Origin of the sequence: Microcoleus sp. A006_D1, assembly GCF_036702805.1 — a bacterium.
Taxonomy (GTDB): domain Bacteria; phylum Cyanobacteriota; class Cyanobacteriia; order Cyanobacteriales; family Microcoleaceae; genus Microcoleus.
Map to the genome: position 1 here is coordinate 227,176 of NZ_JAUBVZ010000002.1, position 18,346 is coordinate 245,521.

Genomic DNA, 18,346 nt, shown 5'->3' on the forward strand with positions numbered 1-18,346 from the left:
AAATCGTGGGAGTCGATCGGCGATCGGGCTAACAAAAATTGCCAGTTTTTTTAGCTGTGCCGCCGAGACAGCGAGGCAAAATTTTATGGAGAAGATTTTGCGGGCGATCGGCAGCAACAATTAATATGTCGCAATACCAGGACAAAAGCCAAGTATCTTTACAATCATACCTTAGCCGGGATCGGTCAAACATCTAATCTTGTGACTTTGCCGACTCTGCTCTCTGTTAGCACAATATTTTTTAATTGTCAAGCTAAAACCCTCAAAAATCAAACAAACATGAAAATTTCTCCTGAATTAACAGCTTTAGCCCAGTACATGGCGGGCGAATTTGACAATCGGGAACAAGCGCTAGCAGACCCAGCTTGGTACGTACACCTTCGTATGTGGCAAAGACCCCTGCCCGTGCCTCTATTTTCCGAGCCCAGCATTGCCCTGTTTGCCGAACAAGCGAACATTCTGGAACTAGACAAGCCCTACCGCCCGCGCATAGTGCAACTGAGACAGGTGAAGACAGCGCCCGGAGAGATAGAAGCTCAGTATTATATGTTTAAGGACATTGCAGCCGTCAAAGGAGCCGGTCGCGATCGGGAGTTGCTCGAAAAGCTAACTAGCGACCAAATCCAACTCCTCCCGGGCTGCACCCTCGGCATTGCGGTGCAAAATTTAGGCTCAAATCGCTATCGCTTTCGAGCATCTCTGCCTGCGGGGAGTCGCTGCGGCTTTACCTACGATGGGCAAAATTACCAAGTAGACTTGGGATTTGAAGCCGCAGACGAGGAATTTCTGAGCTACGACAAAGGAATTAGCCCCACGACAGGCAAGGCTATCTGGGGAGCTTTAATGGGCCCTTTTAGATTTGTGAAGCGTCAGGATTTTGCTTCTGAGATATTGGCCAATACGCTTGGGATCAGATCAGATGGCGGTTGAAACCGCGTCTAGACAAACAAAGATCAGACGTACGGTTGAAACCGCGTCTAGACAAACAAAGTCCGCCTCCGCGGACTAAAGAAGAAGATCACGTAATTTTCACCGCCCGGTCTTCTTCAACCTGCGGAGGCACGTGAAAGTTTGTGTAGACGCGGTTTCAACCGCCCGGTCTTCTCAAATTTTTCAGGAATGCAGAAGGAAGCAGGCAAGACTTTACCTGCTTCCTATTATTTTGCTGGGTTCCTGCGCGCTGGGCGAGTCTCAAGCTTAAATTGCCCTTACACCGCAATCTATACAAGCAGGAGTGCTTAACTTGCGCGCGGCACCCCCTCTAGAGCTTCTTCTTCGGTTTCAAAGATTTCAAAGACAGAATCCATCATGGTGACTTCAAACACCAGTTTGGCTTCTGGATGAACATTGCAAATGCGGAAACTGCCCTTAACTTTATCCGCATCGCGCATACCTGCAACCAACGAGGTCAGACCAGAGCTATCTATAAAGTTAACCTGACCAAGATTCACTACGACATGGCGGCTGAGTTTGGAAATACACTCTTGCAACTTGAGGCGGAATTGCCAAGCTGTCGTGATGTCCAACCGTCCTGTCGGTGCTAAGACGATAACTGTTGTACCGTCTTGAAGCGTGTGGGTTTTTTGATCAATATGAATCACTGACCCTTCCCTCAAATTTATTACTATTTATCGCGGTGGTTACTTTCCCAGTAGTTTAACTCAGGTCGGTGACTGCTGAGGCATCCAATTTGCCCAATCTTGCGGTTTTAAGAACTTTGAGTATAGTTCAGCTTCTGGAGAGTTGGGTTCTGGCTCGAAACAATATTCCCAGCGTACCAAAGGCGGCAGGGACATCAGAATCGATTCGGTGCGTCCGTTGGTCTGCAAGCCAAAGGTCGTGCCCCGATCGTACACTAAGTTAAATTCAACGTAACGACCGCGGCGGTAAAGTTGGAAATCGCGCTCGCGATCGCCGTATGCTTTCGATCGGTGCTTTTCCACAATCGGGGTGTAAGCCGGTAAAAATGCGCGGCCGCAGTCCTGTACGAAGGCGAACAGCGACTCCCAGCTTCTGGGTTCCGGGTGTCCGGCATTCTTGCTGTACTCAGCAGCTTTCCCTTTGACATTCTGGTCGCGGTAAAGCGGGCCTTGAGCGTTTTGGTAGTCAAAAAACAGACCGCCGATGCCGCGGGTTTCTTGGCGGTGCGGGAGGTAGAAATATTCGTCACACCAGAGTTTAAAAGTCGGATAATAGTCCGAGTGGTGTTTGTCGCAAGCTGCTTTCAGAGTTTTGTGGAAATGAGCTGCATCCTCATCCAACAGGTAATAAGGAGTCAAATCGACACCGCCGCCAAACCACCAAATCGGGCCCGCCTCAAAATAGCGGAAATTCAGGTGAACCGTAGGCAAATAGGGATTGCGGGGGTGCAGCACCATCGAAGTACCAGTGGCGTAGAAATCGTGACCGGCAGCTTCTGGGTGCTTGGCCAGAATCAAAGCAGGCAAACTTTCGCCCCAAACTTGGGAAAAATTGACTCCCCCTTGTTCAAACACATTGCCTTCGCGCATGACGCGAGAACGTCCGCCCCCGCCTTCGGAGCGTTCCCAAGAATCCTCTTTAAATTTGCCACCCCCATCGAGCTGTTCGAGGGATTGACAAATTTCGTCTTGTAGGCTTTTCATAAATTTGCTGACTCTAGCTCTAGAGTCAGCGGGCGGCAAAAACGGGGAAGTGGCGGTTTTAAGTGTTGTAGAAACTGTCATAAAATTTCTGTTGTCAGATTTGAGTTTTAGATGGGCGATGATTCCCAAATCCAGTAGTCCTGTAATTATGCCACCGCAGGTCTGCAAATGATCGCAATGAAGTTACATTAAAAAATAGCAACAAAAATATACTTAAACCTGCGATCGAAAATTCGTTGACAAAATTGCAGAGCTATGGTGGAGAACACAATGCCCAATACACTCGATATTAGTTCAGTCTTAGAAATCCTGCGACCTGTGCAAGACCCCGAACTACAAAAAAGTTTGGTGGAATTGAACATGATTCGTAACATCAAAATTGACGGCGGTGTCGTCAGTTTTACTTTAGTGCTGACAACGCCTGCTTGCCCGCTGCGAGAATTTATTGTTGAAGATTGCCAAAAAGCGGTCAAACAGTTGCCGGGAGTGGAAAAAGTGACCGTGGAGGTGACAGCCGAGACTCCGCAGCAGAAAGGAATGGTCGATCGGCAAGGCATTGAAGGCGTTAAAAATATTATCGCAATTTCCAGCGGTAAAGGCGGCGTCGGCAAAAGCACGGTGGCGGTAAATGTGGCTGTAGCCCTGGCGCAAACCGGCGCTAAAGTCGGTTTGCTGGATGCCGATATCTATGGGCCCAATGACCCGAATATGTTGGGTTTGGGTGACGCGAAAGTCATGGTTAGGGACGGAAAAAGTGGGGAAAGCCTCGAACCCGCATTCAACTACGGCGTCAAATTGGTGTCGATGGCGTTTTTAATTGAGAAAGACCAACCTGTAATTTGGCGCGGCCCGATGTTGAACGGGATCATCCGGCAGTTCCTGTATCAGGTGAATTGGGGCGATTTAGACTATCTGATTGTCGATATGCCTCCGGGTACAGGAGACGCGCAGTTGACAATGGCGCAAGCGGTGCCGATGGCTGGTGTGGTGATTGTGACGACGCCGCAGACGGTGGCTTTGTTGGACTCCCGCAAGGGATTGAAGATGTTCCAACAGTTGGGAGTCTCGGTGTTGGGAATTGTGGAAAATATGAGTTATTTTGTGCCGCCGGATATGCCCGACAAGCAGTACGATATTTTCGGTTCCGGCGGCGGGGAAAGGACGGCTGCTGAGTTGGGAGTGCCGCTGTTAGGCCGCATTCCGCTGGAAATTCCGTTGCGGGAAGGTGGTGATTCGGGTGTGCCAATTGTGGTGGGGCAACCGGATTCTGCTTCGGCTAGGGAGTTGCGGGCGATCGCGGGTCGGATTGCTGGTAAAGTTTCTGTAGCAGCCCTAGCCTAATAGACATCTCATCCAAAAGTTCGTCAAGGGCAGACTCTCCGGCCTGCCCCACAAGAGTTTGTGGGAGAAGTCTCACAAACTTTCGTTTCCCAGCTTTGTCTGCTGTTGGCGAAGATTGGCTTAGTTCCCAAGCTCTACTTGGGAACTAGAAACCAGAAACGGTAAACTATAAACAGTCAAACTTAACTTTGAAACAATTATGATTTTTCCAGGTTCGGCAGTTCGAGTTAAAGATAAGGGCGAGATTTACTACGGCTTTCAAGGACTTGTGCAGCGAGTTACCGACGGGAAAGTCGCGGTACTGTTTGAAGGTGGCAATTGGGACAAGCTGATCACGTTCCGCCTGTCGCAGTTGGATCTCGTGGATGCTACGGCTGGCCGCGCGAAATAGTAATTAGTCAGTAGTCAATAGTCAGTAGTCAGTAGTCAGTAATTATTGGTTACTGATTATTGGGAGAGATTCAAAAATAATAACTGTCAACTGTCAACTGTCAACTGTCAACTGACTAAACTATGCGTTTACCTTTACCCCAGTTTGCAACCAAAGAACGCCATCCCGATCGCATTGCTGAAGTCATTGAGACGGCAACTACGGAGTTTTTAGCTCAATGTTTGGAACCGGATGACTTGAGTTTTCCGGTGATGCCGCCTTTTGGGAGTTGGGTGAAGGCGGAAGATGAAGAGTCAAAAAATCAAATCTACGGCGTGGTTTACTATGCTACCACTAGCCCGATCGACTCCGTGCACAGAGCTCGCGCCTTGGGTTTGTCGCTGGAAGAGTTGCGGGAAGAACAACCGCAGATTTTTGCGATGCTCAAAACCGAGTTTCGAGTAGCGATTGTGGGGTTTGAGAAGCCGCCGGAAAGGTTGAACGGCCACGGCCCATCGAGGGGTACAATTTATCAGTATTTGCCGCCGCGCCCGCCACAAATTCACCAGGCGGTTTATCGCTGCGAACCGCATGAGATGATTGATTTTACGGTGCAGTTGGATTTTTTGAGGACGCTGCTGGGAGTGACGAATGCACCGGTGGATGCGCTGATAGCGGCGACGATTCGGGAGATTTATCAGTTGCGGATGCGCGATCGATCTTGGTTGGTGGAAGCTGGGAGGAATTTAAGTGTTTTGTTGAAGGATGATTATGACAGATTGCGGGTGATTTTGAGTCAGATTCATCCGTAGGAGACATTGGACTAGGAGACATTGGACAGTTTGCCGATCGCTTAAGAGGACTGTTAATCTTATTATTCCTCTTTATTCCTTGTTACTATAATTTGATAATGATTAAGTCGCTGGAAGTTCAAAGTACGAAATAAATTTATTGAGGCAGTTGTCAGATTATGGTGACAGTATCAATCAAAGATGAATATGTTGAAGTGTTGAGTGCTTTGGGTGATTTGCAGGCGGCTATGGATTTGGCAATCCAACGCTATACCATCGAGCAGATTTTAACGAAACTTGCTGAACTTCGACAAAGAAATGGTCAGTATCAGGCTACTTATGGCATGGATTATCTCGCTTTTAACCAGCGAGTTTCTGAAGATGAAGTTTTTATCATAAATCTTGAATCGAAGGTTAATAATTTGTGGGAGATTGACTTAGCCGATTGGGAATTTTGCTATAAGGGGATAGGAGATTGGACGCGAAAGTTACAGAATATTTTGCTGATGTAATTGCCCTTGCTCAAGCTACTTTTGAAGGGGTAAAGTATGTTAATGATGTGACACCCTTAAGGGCTATTTTGCGGCTTGAGGCTAAATATAGGATTTATCGGGTGTTGATTACAGAGTTGTTCAGCGATGAAGTACGAAAATATCGGTATTATGTCTTAGAAGGCGATCGCGTAGAAGCTGGTTTTGACAATAGTCCTGACCCCCGTGCTATTCGGCTCAAGTATGGCAGGATTGGGGCAGAATATGCAGGTGAAAATGTTCCTCACCTGCATTTAGAGAATAAACGGGAGTTAGTGTTAACGGAAGAAATGACATTTGCTGATTTTGTGAATTGGTTGAAAACAAATATTTCAGATTGAACCTAATCACTCAATCTAATAAATGTAAGCATCGCCAACGTAATTTATGACTCGGCTACCTTTTCTTGCACTCACCGATATTTGCCCTCTAAACGTTCCTGTCGCTGACGGCGATTATCAGCTTCTAACATTGCGAGGACTTCATCTAATTTTAGCGTCCAAACATCAAGCAGGCGACAAGATTCTCGCATCCTAGCAACATTTTGCTGTCTTGTCTCTAAATCTGGTATTCTGGGCTGTTGAGTCATGGCAGGTTCCAACTCCTTTTAATTTCTTGAATACTGGCTTCTGAGGCATCGGCGATTGCCTCTCCCTGGTCTATCGTCCTATACAAAAAGTCTAGCACATCGGGTGTTGCTGCTGGTTGAGATTCTGCCACCTGTTGCAAGATTCTGTGCAAACGGTTGTAGGGAATTCTCAGGCGTTCGTTAACATTATCAATTGCTTCTAACTCAGGCATTGTTTCCTCTGTTTCGCCAAATTGCTGTAAGAGGGAATATTCTGCTGCTGTTGCTGTATCCAGAAGTGCAACTAACCGCTGTTGCAATCTGAAAATAGTGCTGATAGTTTGGTTTGGTAATTTTGCCATAATTTGAATTTTGAGTGACAAATTATCAGTATAATAGCACTTCAGGATCGCCAATCAGTCTGTCATAATTTATTTAAAGCAAAAAATCATATGTGGGTAGAAATAACAGCGCTAAATCAGATTCCCGAATGGGGTGTATTGAAGGTAAAAGTTGAGGATACTTCGCTGATTTTGAATCGCCAAGGCGCAAATGTCACTTGTTACCGCAATGCTTGCACTCATTTAGAATATCCGATCGACATGGGGAAAGTAAATAACGGCATCATTACTTGTCCGTTTCACAAATATCGGTTTATGTTAGATACTGGTAAGTGTTTGAATGCACCCAGCGATTCCCTGGAGTCTTATCCGGTAAAGATTGAGGGCGAGATCGTTTTTGTCGATATCGATTAGTCATAATTTACTTGTTTTCTGAGTCCCTGGGCGATCGCAAGAAACCGGGTTTCTGCGAGAATTTGGGCATCCTCACCGAGATTTTGTGAAGAAACCCGGTTTCTGAGTCTTTGCGCGAAGGCAAGAAACCGGGTTTCTGCGAGAATTTGGACATCCTCACCGAGATTTGGTGAAGAAACCCGGTTTCTGAGTCCCTGGGCGATCGCACTTTTCACCCTCAACCTATCACTTTCGCGCGCCGCTGACGGAAGAAAACGGTCAAAAGCCCGATCGCCCCAACCACCAAAAGCAGCCATTCTTCCGGTTCCGGAACCCCAGAAACATTCAAAGGATTGCTAGGTTTCGTCAACTCCTCCTTACCAGATTCTACCTTTCTTTCAAATCGATCGTTTTTAGCTTCCGCCGCCTTTAGCTGCTGTCTTTGCGCGTCATTAACCAACACAATCATCGAAGAATAAGGCGTGACGACTTTAAAGGTTTTAGCTAGCGAGTGCATTGCATCCAATTGAGTCAATTGATTGGAACTTTTCTCTTTGCTAAGTGCGGTGATTAACTGCCGCGCAGCTATCGGTTTAAAACCTTCATTTTGATCATCTGTGATTTTCGGAACCCCTGCCGCCACCTTCGGAGTTTTGCTGTAACTCCAAACATAGCCATCAACAACATTAACTACAGATTTACCCGATGCTGCTGTCGTCGCCACTCGCTGCATCGCCTCTGTGATATCGGTAGAAACTCCGCCACCGCTATCTTGAATCACCTTTAAAGTTGCGTCGTCATAACCGGGTGGTAAGCCTCCCAGATGCACTGTCCATAGGGGTGCAGCTAGAGAAACGGTGTTTTTGCGATCGTCCGATAACTCGTAGCTGTGGCGATCGCTCACCAAGAATACAGTATCATAACTTTGATCGCCGCGCAACTTCGCAAACTGTTGCAGAATATCCTTAAGTTGGAGCGTACCATAAAACATTAACTTTCCTACATCAAAACTCCGCAAATCTTCCACCAACTTCGGCGGCATCCCCGCTGCACTCGCCACATACAAATCAACCGTATTTGCTTTTAAACTATTTGCTTTCAACCATTCAAAAGTCTCCTTAACCTCCTTCATTTCTCCCGCCATACTGCGGGAAGTATCCAGAATCACTGCAAACTTTTTGCCCTCGGGTAGCGAGTAATTTGCATCAACCAGCGGCTTAGCAGAAATCGTATTTCCTCCAGGCAAATTCGTCAGACGCGGTATTAGTTTCTGCTGCGAAACTGCTGGCACAAATCCCGGCAACCAAGTTTCTTTTGCCTCCTTCCCGCTGTACTTAATCTCTTTTCCCGCTATAACTCGGCGAGTATTTTGATTCCAAAAAATATTGCGTTTTTCAGCTAAATTCGGCATCGCCCAACCCTGCGGCTGCCGCATGACTTTATAAGTCAGCCACAGATTCATCTCCGTTGGTGCGTCAGTTTGCGTGCGCGAAAACTCTCGTTTAGGCGGAATTGGAAAAGCTCGCAAGCGGTATTGTTTCGGGCCAATTTGTTCGAGCAAAGCCGGGTCTACATTTTCTCTCACCTGCTGGTTGTAAACTTGCTGGGCGGCACCTCTGGGCGACACAGTAAATGCAAAACGTCTTTTCAAATCGCCAGTATCGCCCAGCCAAACTCCTGTGACTGCGGCGCTTTCCGGCAGCGAAAAGTAATAGAATACTTCTTGCAAGTTGGGCGTTTGATTTTTGTAAACTTCGTAGAGTTGAACATCAGCCCAATCGCCGTTTTCTTTAACTGTAACTTCTTGCGACTGCAACCATACTTTTTCCTGATTGACATTTAGCAAACCTGCTTTAGCTTCTTCGCGGTTAGATGTTGATTGTACCGCGTGTTTTACTGCTGCTGCGTCGCCTTTTTGAATTTCGGTATCGAAGAATCCAGCATAGAGTTTTTCCGCTTTTTCAACATCAGCCCTATAGCCTTGATACAAAAACGGCGACATTAAATAATTGTAGCTGTTCTGGACAACTTTAGCCGATTTATCTGGCAAACTCAAAGTATTTTTGTAAATCTCAGAAATGTGGTTATTTTCTCCCACAGTGCTGAGGTAGCGGTAAGGAGATAAATAAGCGTTAACTAAGCCCGATCGAATCATATCAGACTTGGCTAATAAAGTTTGACGTGCAGTCTCATTCGCTGCGGGAGTCGCCAGCATTTTTAATGCTTGAATTTGCGGCTGCTGCTGCAAAGCTGCGAAAACTGCCAGCCAAGCTGCCATCACGCCCAAGCTTCCCATGATTGCCTGATTTTTGCCGTATTGGGAAGCAAAGTTGTGTAATATTTTTCGTCCAGATTGGATGTAGAGAAAGCCGTAAAGCGAAGGCATTGCCACGAATAAGCTGGAGGTAAAACCAAACATTATTAAGTATAATGGCAGCCACCAAATAATCTCTAACGAACTGTATGCCAGGGAGTCTATCAGTGGTTTCACCCAGGTAAAACTAAAAAATCCAACTATTGTCACAGTAGCGACTGGTAGTGCGTAAAACATTAGCAAGGTTGCCGCCCAAATGCCAACTAGCAGCATTAAGCTGTGAAATCCTAACTGTATCCATGCACGGGGCTTTTCTCCAATGAATCTAGTCAAATGGTGCGGTTTTTTCGGATTTTCTTGAGGTGTTGAGGTATCTTGAAGGTTTGCTTTTTTTCCCAAATAGCCGTACAGCATTTCTACAAAAAATGCTGCGATGCACAAAACGATTGTAGCGATAATTTGCGAGCTAGCTGGATTCAGTTCCCGCAGCAAGAATAACCTAATTGAACAGAGCAAAAATAAGGGTGCTTCTACTCCGTAAAACAAGCGCATTAGCTGTAGCGGTTGCTTTCTAAAACGCCTTGCTCCGACTACGGTAAATATTGTTGGCACTGCTATCAATGCTGTTAGCGTTAATGAAAATTCAAGGGGGATAATTCCGTCTATTGTGGCTTGCACTAACGGGATTGCTAGGTAGGGCAAAATTCCCAGATAAACAATTGACAAAAATGTCAAATTCCACAGCCAAAAGATTGACTGAAAAATTATATTAAATGCCTGTTTTAATTTCTTCATTTTTTCCTGCTGTTAAGCTATTATTGACGGTGTTGTGTACAGTAGTCGCGAAGTCTTGGATTTCGGGACTTTCTGGGTTTACGGAACTGTCAAAGAGAATGGAAATTAGCACCCAAGTATGATTTTTGTGGGTGATGTCGCTGCGGATGCGCGACAAGAAGTTGTCGGTAGTTTGTTGGGAAGATTGCAGCCAGTAGGTTGCGGATAGTTGGTTGTCTTTTAGAGATAGCCAGCGGGCAGTTACGGCAGGAGTTAGCTGTTTTTTTTCTATGCGATTGACGGGGATGCCGCTGGCTACAAAGCACAGCTCTGGTGCGTGATAAGTCTGCCAAGAGGTGCTGGCTACTGTGAGCATGGAACCGCGCAAGTTGCCTGACACAAATCTCTTTTTTTGTGTTTGCGTGTCTGGGTAATTGCCAAAGAATTTTTGTTCGCTGGGATTCAGCGGGATTGCTTCGGATACGATTTGTTGCGGAAATTTCAGCGGGGCGATCGCTAATTTGTCACTTTCTACATGATACAATTGAGAAAATGCTGCCAAAACAGCCACGACTGCAATTAGTCCTGGTTTTGCCAGAGGCTGATTTTTGAGAATTTCTGCATCCCGTTGCGAGTCAAAATCAATTGGTTGGGTTGCTGGAAGTTTGGGAATTTTTTGCAGCATCAACCAACTTAAAAAACAAGCGCAAACTAAACCGACAATTCCCAGGGGTACGTGCAGGATTTCTGCATAGGTTGGCTGTTGCCAAACTTGAGCAACCAGCACTAACACGGCAACCCGCGAAGCGTTAGCGGATACTAAGATTAAGAAGTTGGTAGCGCATATTGCTAGCCATTTCCAACTTAATTTGCGGCTTTCTAACCAGGTAGCAGCTAGCAAAAATAGCGTCCCCGCCAATAGGGTTTTAATGCCGCTGCAAGGCACGTCAACGTGAGCGATGCCGTTTTCCAAGACGATGATATCGTAGGAAGAAATAGCGCCAACGTGCAGGGTTGAAAGCAATTGTTCTACTATCTGAGCAGTTATGACTCGCGCCGGCAAGCCCAATCCGTTATTAAACTGAGTGTTGAAGGGTAAAATACCAGCCAGCAAGCCGGCAATTGGCAAGTTTTTTTGCCAAACGTTCGCCTGGGTAAACAAGCCGTACAGCCCGTAAGTTCCGAGAATAAATAGCAGTACGGTAAGTTGTGGGATCTCAATTATCCACTGAATTGCGATCGAGCAAACACTCGCACCCAACATCAATAGCAGCGGATAGCGCCTCAAAACGAAGTTTGCCGAAAATGCGGGCGGGCGATCGCCCTGACTGAGCGATCGCACTACTAATGCTACAATCAGAGAACCAATTACTATCTTGTACGGTGTCGGTATCTCCACAAACGAGGCTAACAGCCACTTAACAGCAGATATATTGGCTAAAAACCAAGCGAGCGACAGTAAAAAAGGAGCCAGCCAAACCAAATTAACCGCCTGAGGGGGAGTAACAGAATCTGAAATTCTAGAATCTGGACTATTCGTGCGCTGCATGATACCGCTTGACATTCAGGTTGCTGACATCTTAGCTCAGCAAAATTGGTAATGCCTAGACCTGTAAATTAAGTTTTGTCAAGCTTCTATTTTCTCTACAGAAATGCTAGCGTTATAATGATTTTAGCGGAGGTAAAAATGAGCGAAAAAAGTCCAGGGTACAAAATTCTTAGCGACAACAGACAAGCGCGCCATCTCTATGAAATTATAGAGACATATCAGGTGGGCATCGAGTTGAAGGGAACCGAAGTCAAATCTATTCGAGAAGGAAAAGCCAATTTGCGGGACGGATATGGCTTAGTTCGGGACGGCGAAATATGGCTGATCAATGTTCATATTTCCCCCTGGAGAAGTGCTAGCAACTATTTTAATCACGAACCGCGCCGCACCCGCAAATTGCTGATGCACAAGCAAGAAATCCGCAAATTAATCGGCAAAGTCGAAGAAAAAGGTTTGACTTTAGTGCCGTTAAAAATGTATTTGAAAGGCGGCTGGGTAAAGCTTGATATCGGTTTGGGTAAAGGGAAAAAATTGTACGACAAGCGCGAAGATTTGAAGAAACGCGAAGACAACCGGGATATGCAGCGCGCGATGAAGCAATTTTAGGCGTTGCTGAAGTTGAGTATGAATTCACATTGCTCGTCAAAGCAATTGTTCTTGATTGCAGTCTGAAAGTTATAACGTGAAATAGCAGTTTTCTGATTTTTCTCCGGTTCAAATTCAACACCTTAACCAGTGCTATCAGAGCGCAGCCTGCAAACTCAATTGGTGCGCTCTGATACTACCGTAGAGACTAAAAAAATAATCAAACTATTGTGAGCCGTTGCTCTGAGCAGCGCCCCAAGTATGCAAATGTTTGTTTGCACAAGAGCTTGCAGATACATACTGTCGCCCGCCCAGACTAAGTATTATTACTTATTGGAGCGTCAACATTCCAGCTTCTCGCCTCACGATTCCGGCTTCCGGCTTCCTTCCTTCTTGCTTCTTCCTGAAAATATCCGGATTCCTTGTGGAGTCTCACGAAGAATTAATCTATGCTCGAATACATCTACGTAGTCGCAGCATTAAGCAAACATTTGGCTGTGGAGTTGCAAACCAGAAATGAGAAAAGGGCTCAAGCCTTCCTTCATTTCGTAAGATGATGATGCCATGAGGGTGGCTATTAAATCTCGCAACTAAAATATCACCCAACTCTAAAGTTGAAATATGCTAAAAACGACACCATTAGCTAACATTTTTAATGTTATGAAAGAGCCAGAAAAAAAACATAATCATTCCAAGTGGGCGGCCCTCATACTGATATTAACAGTAGGCTTGGGCGGCTGGCAATTTGGGTTACCGGAACTCGCATCGCTGTTTAACAATAGGGGCTTTGAGAACTACAAAGCCAATCGATTGGCTGATGCTCAACAAGCATATGATTTAGCGCTCTCCATAGACCCCAAAAGCCGAACAGCTCTTTACAATTTGGGATGGCTTTGCGAAGAGGTGCAAGATTTAGAATGCGCCAAAGGAAAATATCTGCAAGCTGCCAAACTAGGTATGCCGGCTGCTTACAGCAATCTGGCTCGATTGTATATAATTGAGAAGAAAAACTATCCTGCTGCCGTTCACTTGCTGTTGCAAGGCTTGAAATTTGCTAAGGACGAGCCAGTAAAATATTCTTTACTCAAAAATTTAGGATGGGCTCGGCTGAAACAGGGTAGATATTCAGAGGCATTGCAACATCTGGATGCAGCGATTAAACTTGATAGTGAAAGACCAGCAACTTACTGCTTAAAAGCGCAAGCCCTAGAAGGGATGAAAAAGACGAAGGAAGCGCTACCGCAGTGGAAAATTTGTCTAAAGTATGCGGATTCTCAAGAATTCGATGAGGATATATGGATAGGAATGGCACGTCAACGATTAAAAGAGGAAAAAACAAATAAATGAAACGCACAGTTTTGCTTTCATCAACCATACTGGCAATTATAACGGTACTGGAGCTAAGTCAAGCCTCAACAGCACTGCCAACTCCTGCGACTGTTAAACCCACACTGAATGAATCAGTCGAAACGCTGTTCGACTCGAATCAGTCGTATCGACAGCAGTGGTGCAGAGATAGAGGCCGTTATTATCCGTGTCCGGGATTCGTCATGCCTTCTGAGAGCGAACAATAAGAGTTATTTTCAAGAAATTTTTTAGAGTGCGACATCAGCACTTTACACCAACAGGTATGTAGTATGTTGTAGTGTTATGTAGGTGCGCACTGCGCACCTTATACCATTTGAGATTTTAGATTAAAGAATTGAAGAATTGGAAATGACTTATGACTATGATGGTTTGCAGCTTGTATAAAGCTGCATTCTTTTTTTGAACTGGTATCACTATTGATAATTGGGTTCTTCCTACAGCCACCTGGTACCGCCATTTACAGCATCTCTCTGGCTAGTACCCGCATCGGGCGGGGGGAAAACCCCGCCAGCACTTGTCTCTACTCGCCCTCAGTCAAAGCTGAATCTTGCTGCTGCTGAGAATTTCTGTAAAAACTAGCAATAATCGCCACCATCAGCCACCACAGCATATTAACTTCTGGTCGGTACCAAACGGTATCGACAAAACCGTGCGCCATCATGCCGACTAAAGTTGCGATCGCCCCAATCAACCAAAACGCCTGATTTGATTTAAGATTTGGGGATGCTTCCTGCGAGTTAGAGCTGTTAAATTGCGCGTCCCGCATTTTTTTGATCTGCGACAAACCTTGATTGACAGTAACAGTCATTAGCCACAGGAAACACATTAAACCGATAAAACCAGTTTCTACGGTAATTTCCAACAGCACGGAATAAGCGCTCAAAGCAGTGAATTTTGGCTTCATATAAAGCGGATAAACTTTATTAAAAGCAGTGTTTCCCGGCCCAATGCCGATAATTGGCCGATCGCGAATCATGTGAGTCACCGCCGTCCAAACATTAATCCGAAAATTGTTACTGCTGTCACCGCGGCCGACAAACATACTCGAAATTCGATCGCGCAGAGGCTCCACCAAAGCCACTCCCAAAATTAACGCCCCAGCCAAACCTCCTAACCCTAACGGCAGCGCCCAAGTCCGCCAGAACCTAGGCATCAAAGGGCTGTACCAGTACCAAAGCAGCACTAAAAACACCACAAGCAGAGCCACAAAACCGATCCAAGCACCCCGGCTGTCGGTGTAGCGCAAACACGCGCAATTCACCACCAGTATCGTCAGCGCTAAAAGTTTGGTTCCCCATCCTTTCCACACAAAAAGTGCGGCGGCGCTGAAGGCAATTGCCGGCAGCAAATAGGAACCGAGCAAGTTTGGATTGCCCAAAAAACTGTAAACTCGGGTGAGATTGGCTTGAGTAGAAGTCGGATCGTTCCAAGTAGCTAATGGCGGCACTTTATCAATCCACTGGCGCACGCCGTAGAAACTGACAATTAGAGCGACATTTAAATATACGGCAATTAACCACGATCGCCAGCGGGGATCTCGCAAGATCCGCGCCATCAGCGCAAAAAACAGCAAATACAGCGTTAGCTTGCTCCAACCGGTAAAAGCGGCGGCTTTGACGGGCGACATGGCGGTGGCGACGGTAGCAATGCCCCAGTACAAAAGTACCAGCAAGTGAATGGGTGTGAGGACGATCGCGCGATCGTCCGAAACAGTCAGCAGCAGCCAAAATGCAGCGCCAGCCCCCATCAACACCCCCACCAGGGCATTGTTCACAAACGGGCCCATACCAAACGTCAAGGCCAGCAAACCAAAACCCAGGGGCTCAGCCCACTGCATCAGCCAGCTACTCTGCCGCCAACTGCGTGCATTGCCGATCGCCCAATTCAATAAATAACTGCCACTTTGCCACTGAGAGAGCGGCAAATTTGCCATAGTTAACTGTTGCCAAACTGAATTCATTTCTTTAAATTTGTTATTCGTTATTCGTTATTCGTTATTCGTTATTCGTTATTCGTTATTGGCTGTCAAACAAGTAACCAATAACAAGTAACCAATAATAAGTAACCAATAACAACCATCAACCATCAACTGTCAACTGCCAATTGTCAACTATCAACCGCTTTTAGCCTTCCAACAACTCCGTAGCATTGATGCACGGGAGCCAGAGCACGTAGCGATATCCAGATTCCGGAGTGCCCTGAATCGAGAGTTGGCCGCCTTGAATTTCCACCAACTGGCAGCAAAGCAGCAGCCCCAAGCGTTCCCTTGCCCCGTAACCAGCTAACACTGGGGCGCTATCCGCGGCATTTTGGGCAACCAAAGCCGCCAACTCAGAAAATGCCAGCGTTAATCGCTGGGAGTCCTGTGTCTGTCTCGGGAGTTGCGATTCGAGATCCCCCGAGCAGGTTTCGGAGTTCGATCGCGCACCGCTAGCCGATCCCACCTTCAGCAAGTAGTCGGAGTAGAGTTTAGCATGGGGCAAACTTTCTCCCAACCAAGGATGAAAAACCCAAACTCCGATATTGATACCATCTTCTTTCCGAGAAACGTGGACTCGAATCACGCTGCCTGCTCCAGCAGATTGAATAATGCTAAAAATTAAGTGGTGCAGCATTTGCTGAACTTTATCTTTATCGGCTAACCAGATGCGCGGCCCGGGCCCCATCGACAAATTAATTTCTTGCTCTCGTCTACTTGCCGCCTGCAACAGGTTTGTCACAACCTGCTGGCACAAACTTTCTATATCGACTGCGGTTCGCTTTAATGTGAAAGCGGATTCATCAAGTTCTGCCAGTCCCAAAATTTCTTCAACTAGCGATCGCAAAGACTGGCTGCTGTCTTGGATCACGTCGATATATTCTTTTTGCTTGCTGGTTAATGGGCCGTAAATTTCTTGGTTCAATACGCTCGCCATGCCGATGACGGAAGTGAGTGGGGTAAGCAATTCCTGGGCTAAATAATTCAGGAGTTTTACCTTAATTGAGTTAGTAGACAAATCGATAGGTTTGTTATTCATCGGTTATTTTCGGTGGTTAATTATCAAGCATTTATTGTTATATCTAGTCCGGTTCAATAATTATAATTAAGTTTGTAGTGAGCATTAAACTCCTCAAAATCCTCAAGGACGGAGAGCGAACAACTTTATTATGAATGATTAACCGGGACTGATATTAGGGGTTTATTATACATCTTCCTCAAGCTGATAACAACTTGTTTGCTTCACGAAGCACAAACGGAGCGGGAACGGAAAGGCAAGATATCTTCCGGCTTCTTGCTTCTATATTCCTGCTTCCCTTTTCTCTCTTCCCTCTGTTCTCGAACTGCTTGCCGATCTGCCTAATTTAAGATTTAATCATCTGTTCTAAAGCTGATTGCAAGTCTTGAGTGAGTTCGGCAACTGCTAACCTGCGACTGGTTTGATATCCCTGCCAGCGATCGCCCACGGATATCGGTTCGCCCACGGTCATTTGCACCCGCTGTTTGCCCAAAGAAGGGCGGCCGAAAGGATTTCCGCCTTTGATCCGAGTCAGTACGTCCCACAGCAATAAAGTGGTTTCTGCCAAACGTTCTGCGGTCAGCTTTTCTTGGACGTACCTGCCGGTGACGGAGACGAAACTTTCGACAAGTCTCATGTGCCACATTCGCAGACTTGCTTCTTCAGCGAGGCGATCGGCTAATCCTCTTTCTAAAGGACAAAGTGCTGCAATATCTTTGATATCTTCTCGATAAATGTAGTCCCAGCCTGCTTGTTCCAAACGGCGGCAGCGGTCTATCAAACTGCCTTTGGGCTTCAAGTTAAAATATTCTTCTGCTACTTGCAAAGCTACATCTAACAGTGCTGTAAGTCGAGGAATTATCTGCTCATTCCCAGAATAATTTGCAGTTGTTTCTGGAATTGATAATGCTGTTACAGCAGATGCTTTTGGGTGAAAATTTCTATGGTAAAAACGGGTATAAAATTGTTCCATTACTCCTAGCAAATGGCTGCCAAGTCGAATCAGGCGCAGATATTGGAATTGGTGATTTTGGTTTGTGGGAGCGGGATTTGCCGCGTTTAAATCGGCGAGATCGGTGCGCTCTAGGGCTGGTAGTCCGCAATCTATTTCTAATTGAGTTAAAAGTTTTTCTAGGGGTTGCCAAGGTGGATTGACATAGCGGTATTGAATGCCGATCGGCACAATTAACACTTTTTCATCAGTCCGTCCGGCTTTGTGCAAATCCTCAACGCACCAGAAGCCCATTTGAGCAATTCCCGGTTCGAGGGGGCTAACTATTTCATTGTGACCGTTAGTGGCGCCTTCTGGGGCGGCGGCGATCGGAAATTGGCTATTGGCAAATAAATCGCGGGCCGATCGCAATCCAGCGCGATCGATCTTGCCGCGCACAATCGGAGTACCGCCGAGGCGAGAATACAGCCAACCGACGCTAGAACCGGCCCACAGCGGAATTCCGCGATCGTAAATAAAGTGCGAATGTACGGGGAATTGCAGGGGAATGCCTTTGGCGCGGGCCGCCTGGGGAACGAGTTTCCAAATTAGTTGTCCCAAACAGTAGGGATCGTCTGAGTTGGGGTGGCGGAAGGCTAGCAAGAAGCGAACTTTCTGATTTTGAAATTGGTGGAATAGTTCGGCGAGAGTATCGACGTTTTCGGCTTGAATGTGGCTGATATTCGTCTTAAATCGCAGCCACCAAGGGAGTATTTGCTGACAAACCCGGACGACTAGCGGATTGTAGGCTGGGGGTATGAATTCCAGCGGCGGCTGAACTTGATTAATTGAATTGGGCATTTGGCTATTT

General features: G+C 46.3%; 20 protein-coding genes. 10 read left to right on the forward strand and 10 right to left on the reverse strand.

Translation table 11 applies throughout. The features are described from left to right. Positions 1 to 279: 279 nt before the first annotated feature. On the forward strand, positions 280 to 930 hold the full coding sequence (locus QUB68_RS03885) for a chromophore lyase CpcT/CpeT (RefSeq protein ID WP_332989568.1): 651 nt from the start codon (positions 280 to 282) through the stop codon (positions 928 to 930). A 308-nt stretch (positions 931 to 1,238) separates the two neighbouring features. On the opposite strand, the gene QUB68_RS03890 is transcribed toward QUB68_RS03885, so the two are convergent. Next, the gene (locus QUB68_RS03890) at positions 1,239 to 1,601 is read right to left on the reverse strand and encodes an STAS domain-containing protein (RefSeq protein WP_006631392.1); all 363 of its coding nucleotides are present in this window, start codon (positions 1,599 to 1,601) and stop codon (positions 1,239 to 1,241) included. 60 nt (positions 1,602 to 1,661) lie between these two features. Next, entirely contained in the window at positions 1,662 to 2,705 is a 1,044-nt protein-coding gene (hemF, locus tag QUB68_RS03895) for an oxygen-dependent coproporphyrinogen oxidase (RefSeq protein ID WP_332989569.1), read from the reverse strand. A 189-nt stretch (positions 2,706 to 2,894) separates the two neighbouring features. Between hemF and QUB68_RS03900 the strand changes: the two genes are divergently transcribed. The 5 genes from QUB68_RS03900 to QUB68_RS03920 all read left to right on the forward strand — a co-directional run bounded on the left by QUB68_RS03900 (position 2,895) and on the right by QUB68_RS03920 (position 5,997). Further along, positions 2,895 to 3,965, forward strand: coding sequence for an Mrp/NBP35 family ATP-binding protein (locus tag QUB68_RS03900; RefSeq protein WP_332989570.1), 1,071 nt, complete (start codon positions 2,895 to 2,897; stop codon positions 3,963 to 3,965). Between the two features lie 199 nt (positions 3,966 to 4,164). Further along, the gene (locus tag QUB68_RS03905) at positions 4,165 to 4,356 is read left to right on the forward strand and encodes an NAD(P)H dehydrogenase subunit NdhS (protein ID WP_106149246.1); all 192 of its coding nucleotides are present in this window, start codon (positions 4,165 to 4,167) and stop codon (positions 4,354 to 4,356) included. 122 nt (positions 4,357 to 4,478) lie between these two features. Beyond that, positions 4,479 to 5,147 (forward strand): HAS-barrel domain-containing protein, encoded by a 669-nt coding sequence (locus QUB68_RS03910; protein WP_332989572.1) that lies wholly within the window; start codon positions 4,479 to 4,481, stop codon positions 5,145 to 5,147. A 158-nt stretch (positions 5,148 to 5,305) separates the two neighbouring features. Beyond that, positions 5,306 to 5,638 carry a hypothetical protein gene (locus QUB68_RS03915; RefSeq protein WP_332989574.1) on the forward strand — a complete coding sequence of 111 codons (333 nt, stop codon included), beginning with the start codon at positions 5,306 to 5,308 and terminating at the stop codon, positions 5,636 to 5,638. Further along, positions 5,602 to 5,997: a hypothetical protein gene (locus tag QUB68_RS03920; RefSeq protein WP_332989576.1), complete on the forward strand. Its 396-nt coding sequence runs from the start codon at positions 5,602 to 5,604 to the stop codon at positions 5,995 to 5,997. The genes QUB68_RS03915 and QUB68_RS03920 overlap by 37 nt, the downstream gene beginning before the upstream one ends. Positions 5,998 to 6,068: 71 nt before the next feature. Here the strand turns inward: QUB68_RS03920 and QUB68_RS03925 are convergent, their stop codons facing one another. Both QUB68_RS03925 and QUB68_RS03930 read right to left on the reverse strand, forming a co-directional pair. Beyond that, on the reverse strand, positions 6,069 to 6,245 hold the full coding sequence (locus QUB68_RS03925) for a hypothetical protein (protein ID WP_332989577.1): 177 nt from the start codon (positions 6,243 to 6,245) through the stop codon (positions 6,069 to 6,071). Next, positions 6,242 to 6,586, reverse strand: a complete 345-nt coding sequence (locus QUB68_RS03930) for a hypothetical protein (RefSeq protein ID WP_332989579.1) — start codon at positions 6,584 to 6,586, stop codon at positions 6,242 to 6,244. Before QUB68_RS03930 ends, QUB68_RS03925 begins: the two co-directional genes overlap by 4 nt. Positions 6,587 to 6,676: 90 nt before the next feature. Here QUB68_RS03930 and QUB68_RS03935 point away from each other — a divergent pair, with 90 nt between their 5' ends. Beyond that, entirely contained in the window at positions 6,677 to 6,979 is a 303-nt protein-coding gene (locus QUB68_RS03935; protein WP_332989580.1) for a Rieske (2Fe-2S) protein, read from the forward strand. On the opposite strand, the gene QUB68_RS03940 is transcribed toward QUB68_RS03935, so the two are convergent. The 3 genes from QUB68_RS03940 to xrtO are packed head-to-tail and all read right to left on the reverse strand — an operon-like array spanning position 6,976 to position 11,610. After that, complete coding sequence (locus QUB68_RS03940; RefSeq protein WP_332989582.1) at positions 6,976 to 7,275, reverse strand: hypothetical protein; 300 nt, start codon at positions 7,273 to 7,275, stop codon at positions 6,976 to 6,978. The genes QUB68_RS03935 and QUB68_RS03940 overlap by 4 nt on opposite strands. Continuing rightward, positions 7,197 to 10,067, reverse strand: a complete 2,871-nt coding sequence (locus tag QUB68_RS03945; protein ID WP_332989584.1) for a TIGR02921 family PEP-CTERM protein — start codon at positions 10,065 to 10,067, stop codon at positions 7,197 to 7,199. The genes QUB68_RS03940 and QUB68_RS03945 overlap by 79 nt, the downstream gene beginning before the upstream one ends. Next, positions 10,042 to 11,610, reverse strand: a complete 1,569-nt coding sequence (xrtO, locus tag QUB68_RS03950) for an exosortase O (RefSeq protein WP_332989585.1) — start codon at positions 11,608 to 11,610, stop codon at positions 10,042 to 10,044. Before xrtO ends, QUB68_RS03945 begins: the two co-directional genes overlap by 26 nt. Before the next feature lie 123 nt (positions 11,611 to 11,733). On the opposite strand from xrtO, the gene smpB reads away from it, so the two are divergent. The 3 genes from smpB to QUB68_RS03965 all read left to right on the forward strand — a co-directional run bounded on the left by smpB (position 11,734) and on the right by QUB68_RS03965 (position 13,754). Further along, positions 11,734 to 12,201 (forward strand): SsrA-binding protein SmpB, encoded by a 468-nt coding sequence (smpB, locus tag QUB68_RS03955; RefSeq protein ID WP_332989586.1) that lies wholly within the window; start codon positions 11,734 to 11,736, stop codon positions 12,199 to 12,201. 639 nt (positions 12,202 to 12,840) lie between these two features. Then, positions 12,841 to 13,527 (forward strand): tetratricopeptide repeat protein, encoded by a 687-nt coding sequence (locus tag QUB68_RS03960; protein ID WP_332989588.1) that lies wholly within the window; start codon positions 12,841 to 12,843, stop codon positions 13,525 to 13,527. Next, positions 13,524 to 13,754 carry an Osc7112_2153 family protein gene (locus QUB68_RS03965; RefSeq protein ID WP_332989590.1) on the forward strand — a complete coding sequence of 77 codons (231 nt, stop codon included), beginning with the start codon at positions 13,524 to 13,526 and terminating at the stop codon, positions 13,752 to 13,754. Before QUB68_RS03960 ends, QUB68_RS03965 begins: the two co-directional genes overlap by 4 nt. A gap of 314 nt (positions 13,755 to 14,068) precedes the next feature. On the opposite strand, the gene QUB68_RS03970 is transcribed toward QUB68_RS03965, so the two are convergent. From QUB68_RS03970 to QUB68_RS03980, 3 genes are all read right to left on the reverse strand, one after another. After that, positions 14,069 to 15,508, reverse strand: coding sequence for an IctB family putative bicarbonate transporter (locus tag QUB68_RS03970; RefSeq protein ID WP_332989592.1), 1,440 nt, complete (start codon positions 15,506 to 15,508; stop codon positions 14,069 to 14,071). 163 nt (positions 15,509 to 15,671) lie between these two features. Next, positions 15,672 to 16,565 carry a sensor histidine kinase gene (locus QUB68_RS03975; protein ID WP_332989594.1) on the reverse strand — a complete coding sequence of 298 codons (894 nt, stop codon included), beginning with the start codon at positions 16,563 to 16,565 and terminating at the stop codon, positions 15,672 to 15,674. Positions 16,566 to 16,890: 325 nt separating this feature from the next. Then, positions 16,891 to 18,336: a 1-acyl-sn-glycerol-3-phosphate acyltransferase gene (locus tag QUB68_RS03980; RefSeq protein ID WP_332989596.1), complete on the reverse strand. Its 1,446-nt coding sequence runs from the start codon at positions 18,334 to 18,336 to the stop codon at positions 16,891 to 16,893. Positions 18,337 to 18,346 lie beyond the last annotated feature (10 nt).

Excerpts from the sequence above, each read along its gene's own strand:
- QUB68_RS03885 (WP_332989568.1), top strand. The coding sequence starts at position 280 with ATGAAAATTTCTCCTGAATTAACAGCTTTAGCCCAGTACATGGCGGGC.
- hemF (WP_332989569.1), bottom strand. The coding sequence starts at position 2,705 with ATGACAGTTTCTACAACACTTAAAACCGCCACTTCCCCGTTTTTGCCG.
- QUB68_RS03900 (WP_332989570.1), top strand. The coding sequence starts at position 2,895 with ATGCCCAATACACTCGATATTAGTTCAGTCTTAGAAATCCTGCGACCT.
- QUB68_RS03905 (WP_106149246.1), top strand. The coding sequence starts at position 4,165 with ATGATTTTTCCAGGTTCGGCAGTTCGAGTTAAAGATAAGGGCGAGATT.
- QUB68_RS03910 (WP_332989572.1), top strand. The coding sequence starts at position 4,479 with ATGCGTTTACCTTTACCCCAGTTTGCAACCAAAGAACGCCATCCCGAT.
- QUB68_RS03915 (WP_332989574.1), top strand. The coding sequence starts at position 5,306 with ATGGTGACAGTATCAATCAAAGATGAATATGTTGAAGTGTTGAGTGCT.
- QUB68_RS03925 (WP_332989577.1), bottom strand. The coding sequence starts at position 6,245 with ATGACTCAACAGCCCAGAATACCAGATTTAGAGACAAGACAGCAAAAT.
- QUB68_RS03930 (WP_332989579.1), bottom strand. The coding sequence starts at position 6,586 with ATGGCAAAATTACCAAACCAAACTATCAGCACTATTTTCAGATTGCAA.
- QUB68_RS03935 (WP_332989580.1), top strand. The coding sequence starts at position 6,677 with ATGTGGGTAGAAATAACAGCGCTAAATCAGATTCCCGAATGGGGTGTA.
- QUB68_RS03940 (WP_332989582.1), bottom strand. The coding sequence starts at position 7,275 with ATGGCTGCTTTTGGTGGTTGGGGCGATCGGGCTTTTGACCGTTTTCTT.
- QUB68_RS03945 (WP_332989584.1), bottom strand. The coding sequence starts at position 10,067 with ATGAAGAAATTAAAACAGGCATTTAATATAATTTTTCAGTCAATCTTT.
- xrtO (WP_332989585.1), bottom strand. The coding sequence starts at position 11,610 with ATGTCAAGCGGTATCATGCAGCGCACGAATAGTCCAGATTCTAGAATT.
- smpB (WP_332989586.1), top strand. The coding sequence starts at position 11,734 with ATGAGCGAAAAAAGTCCAGGGTACAAAATTCTTAGCGACAACAGACAA.
- QUB68_RS03960 (WP_332989588.1), top strand. The coding sequence starts at position 12,841 with ATGAAAGAGCCAGAAAAAAAACATAATCATTCCAAGTGGGCGGCCCTC.
- QUB68_RS03965 (WP_332989590.1), top strand. The coding sequence starts at position 13,524 with ATGAAACGCACAGTTTTGCTTTCATCAACCATACTGGCAATTATAACG.
- QUB68_RS03970 (WP_332989592.1), bottom strand. The coding sequence starts at position 15,508 with ATGAATTCAGTTTGGCAACAGTTAACTATGGCAAATTTGCCGCTCTCT.
- QUB68_RS03975 (WP_332989594.1), bottom strand. The coding sequence starts at position 16,565 with ATGAATAACAAACCTATCGATTTGTCTACTAACTCAATTAAGGTAAAA.
- QUB68_RS03980 (WP_332989596.1), bottom strand. The coding sequence starts at position 18,336 with ATGCCCAATTCAATTAATCAAGTTCAGCCGCCGCTGGAATTCATACCC.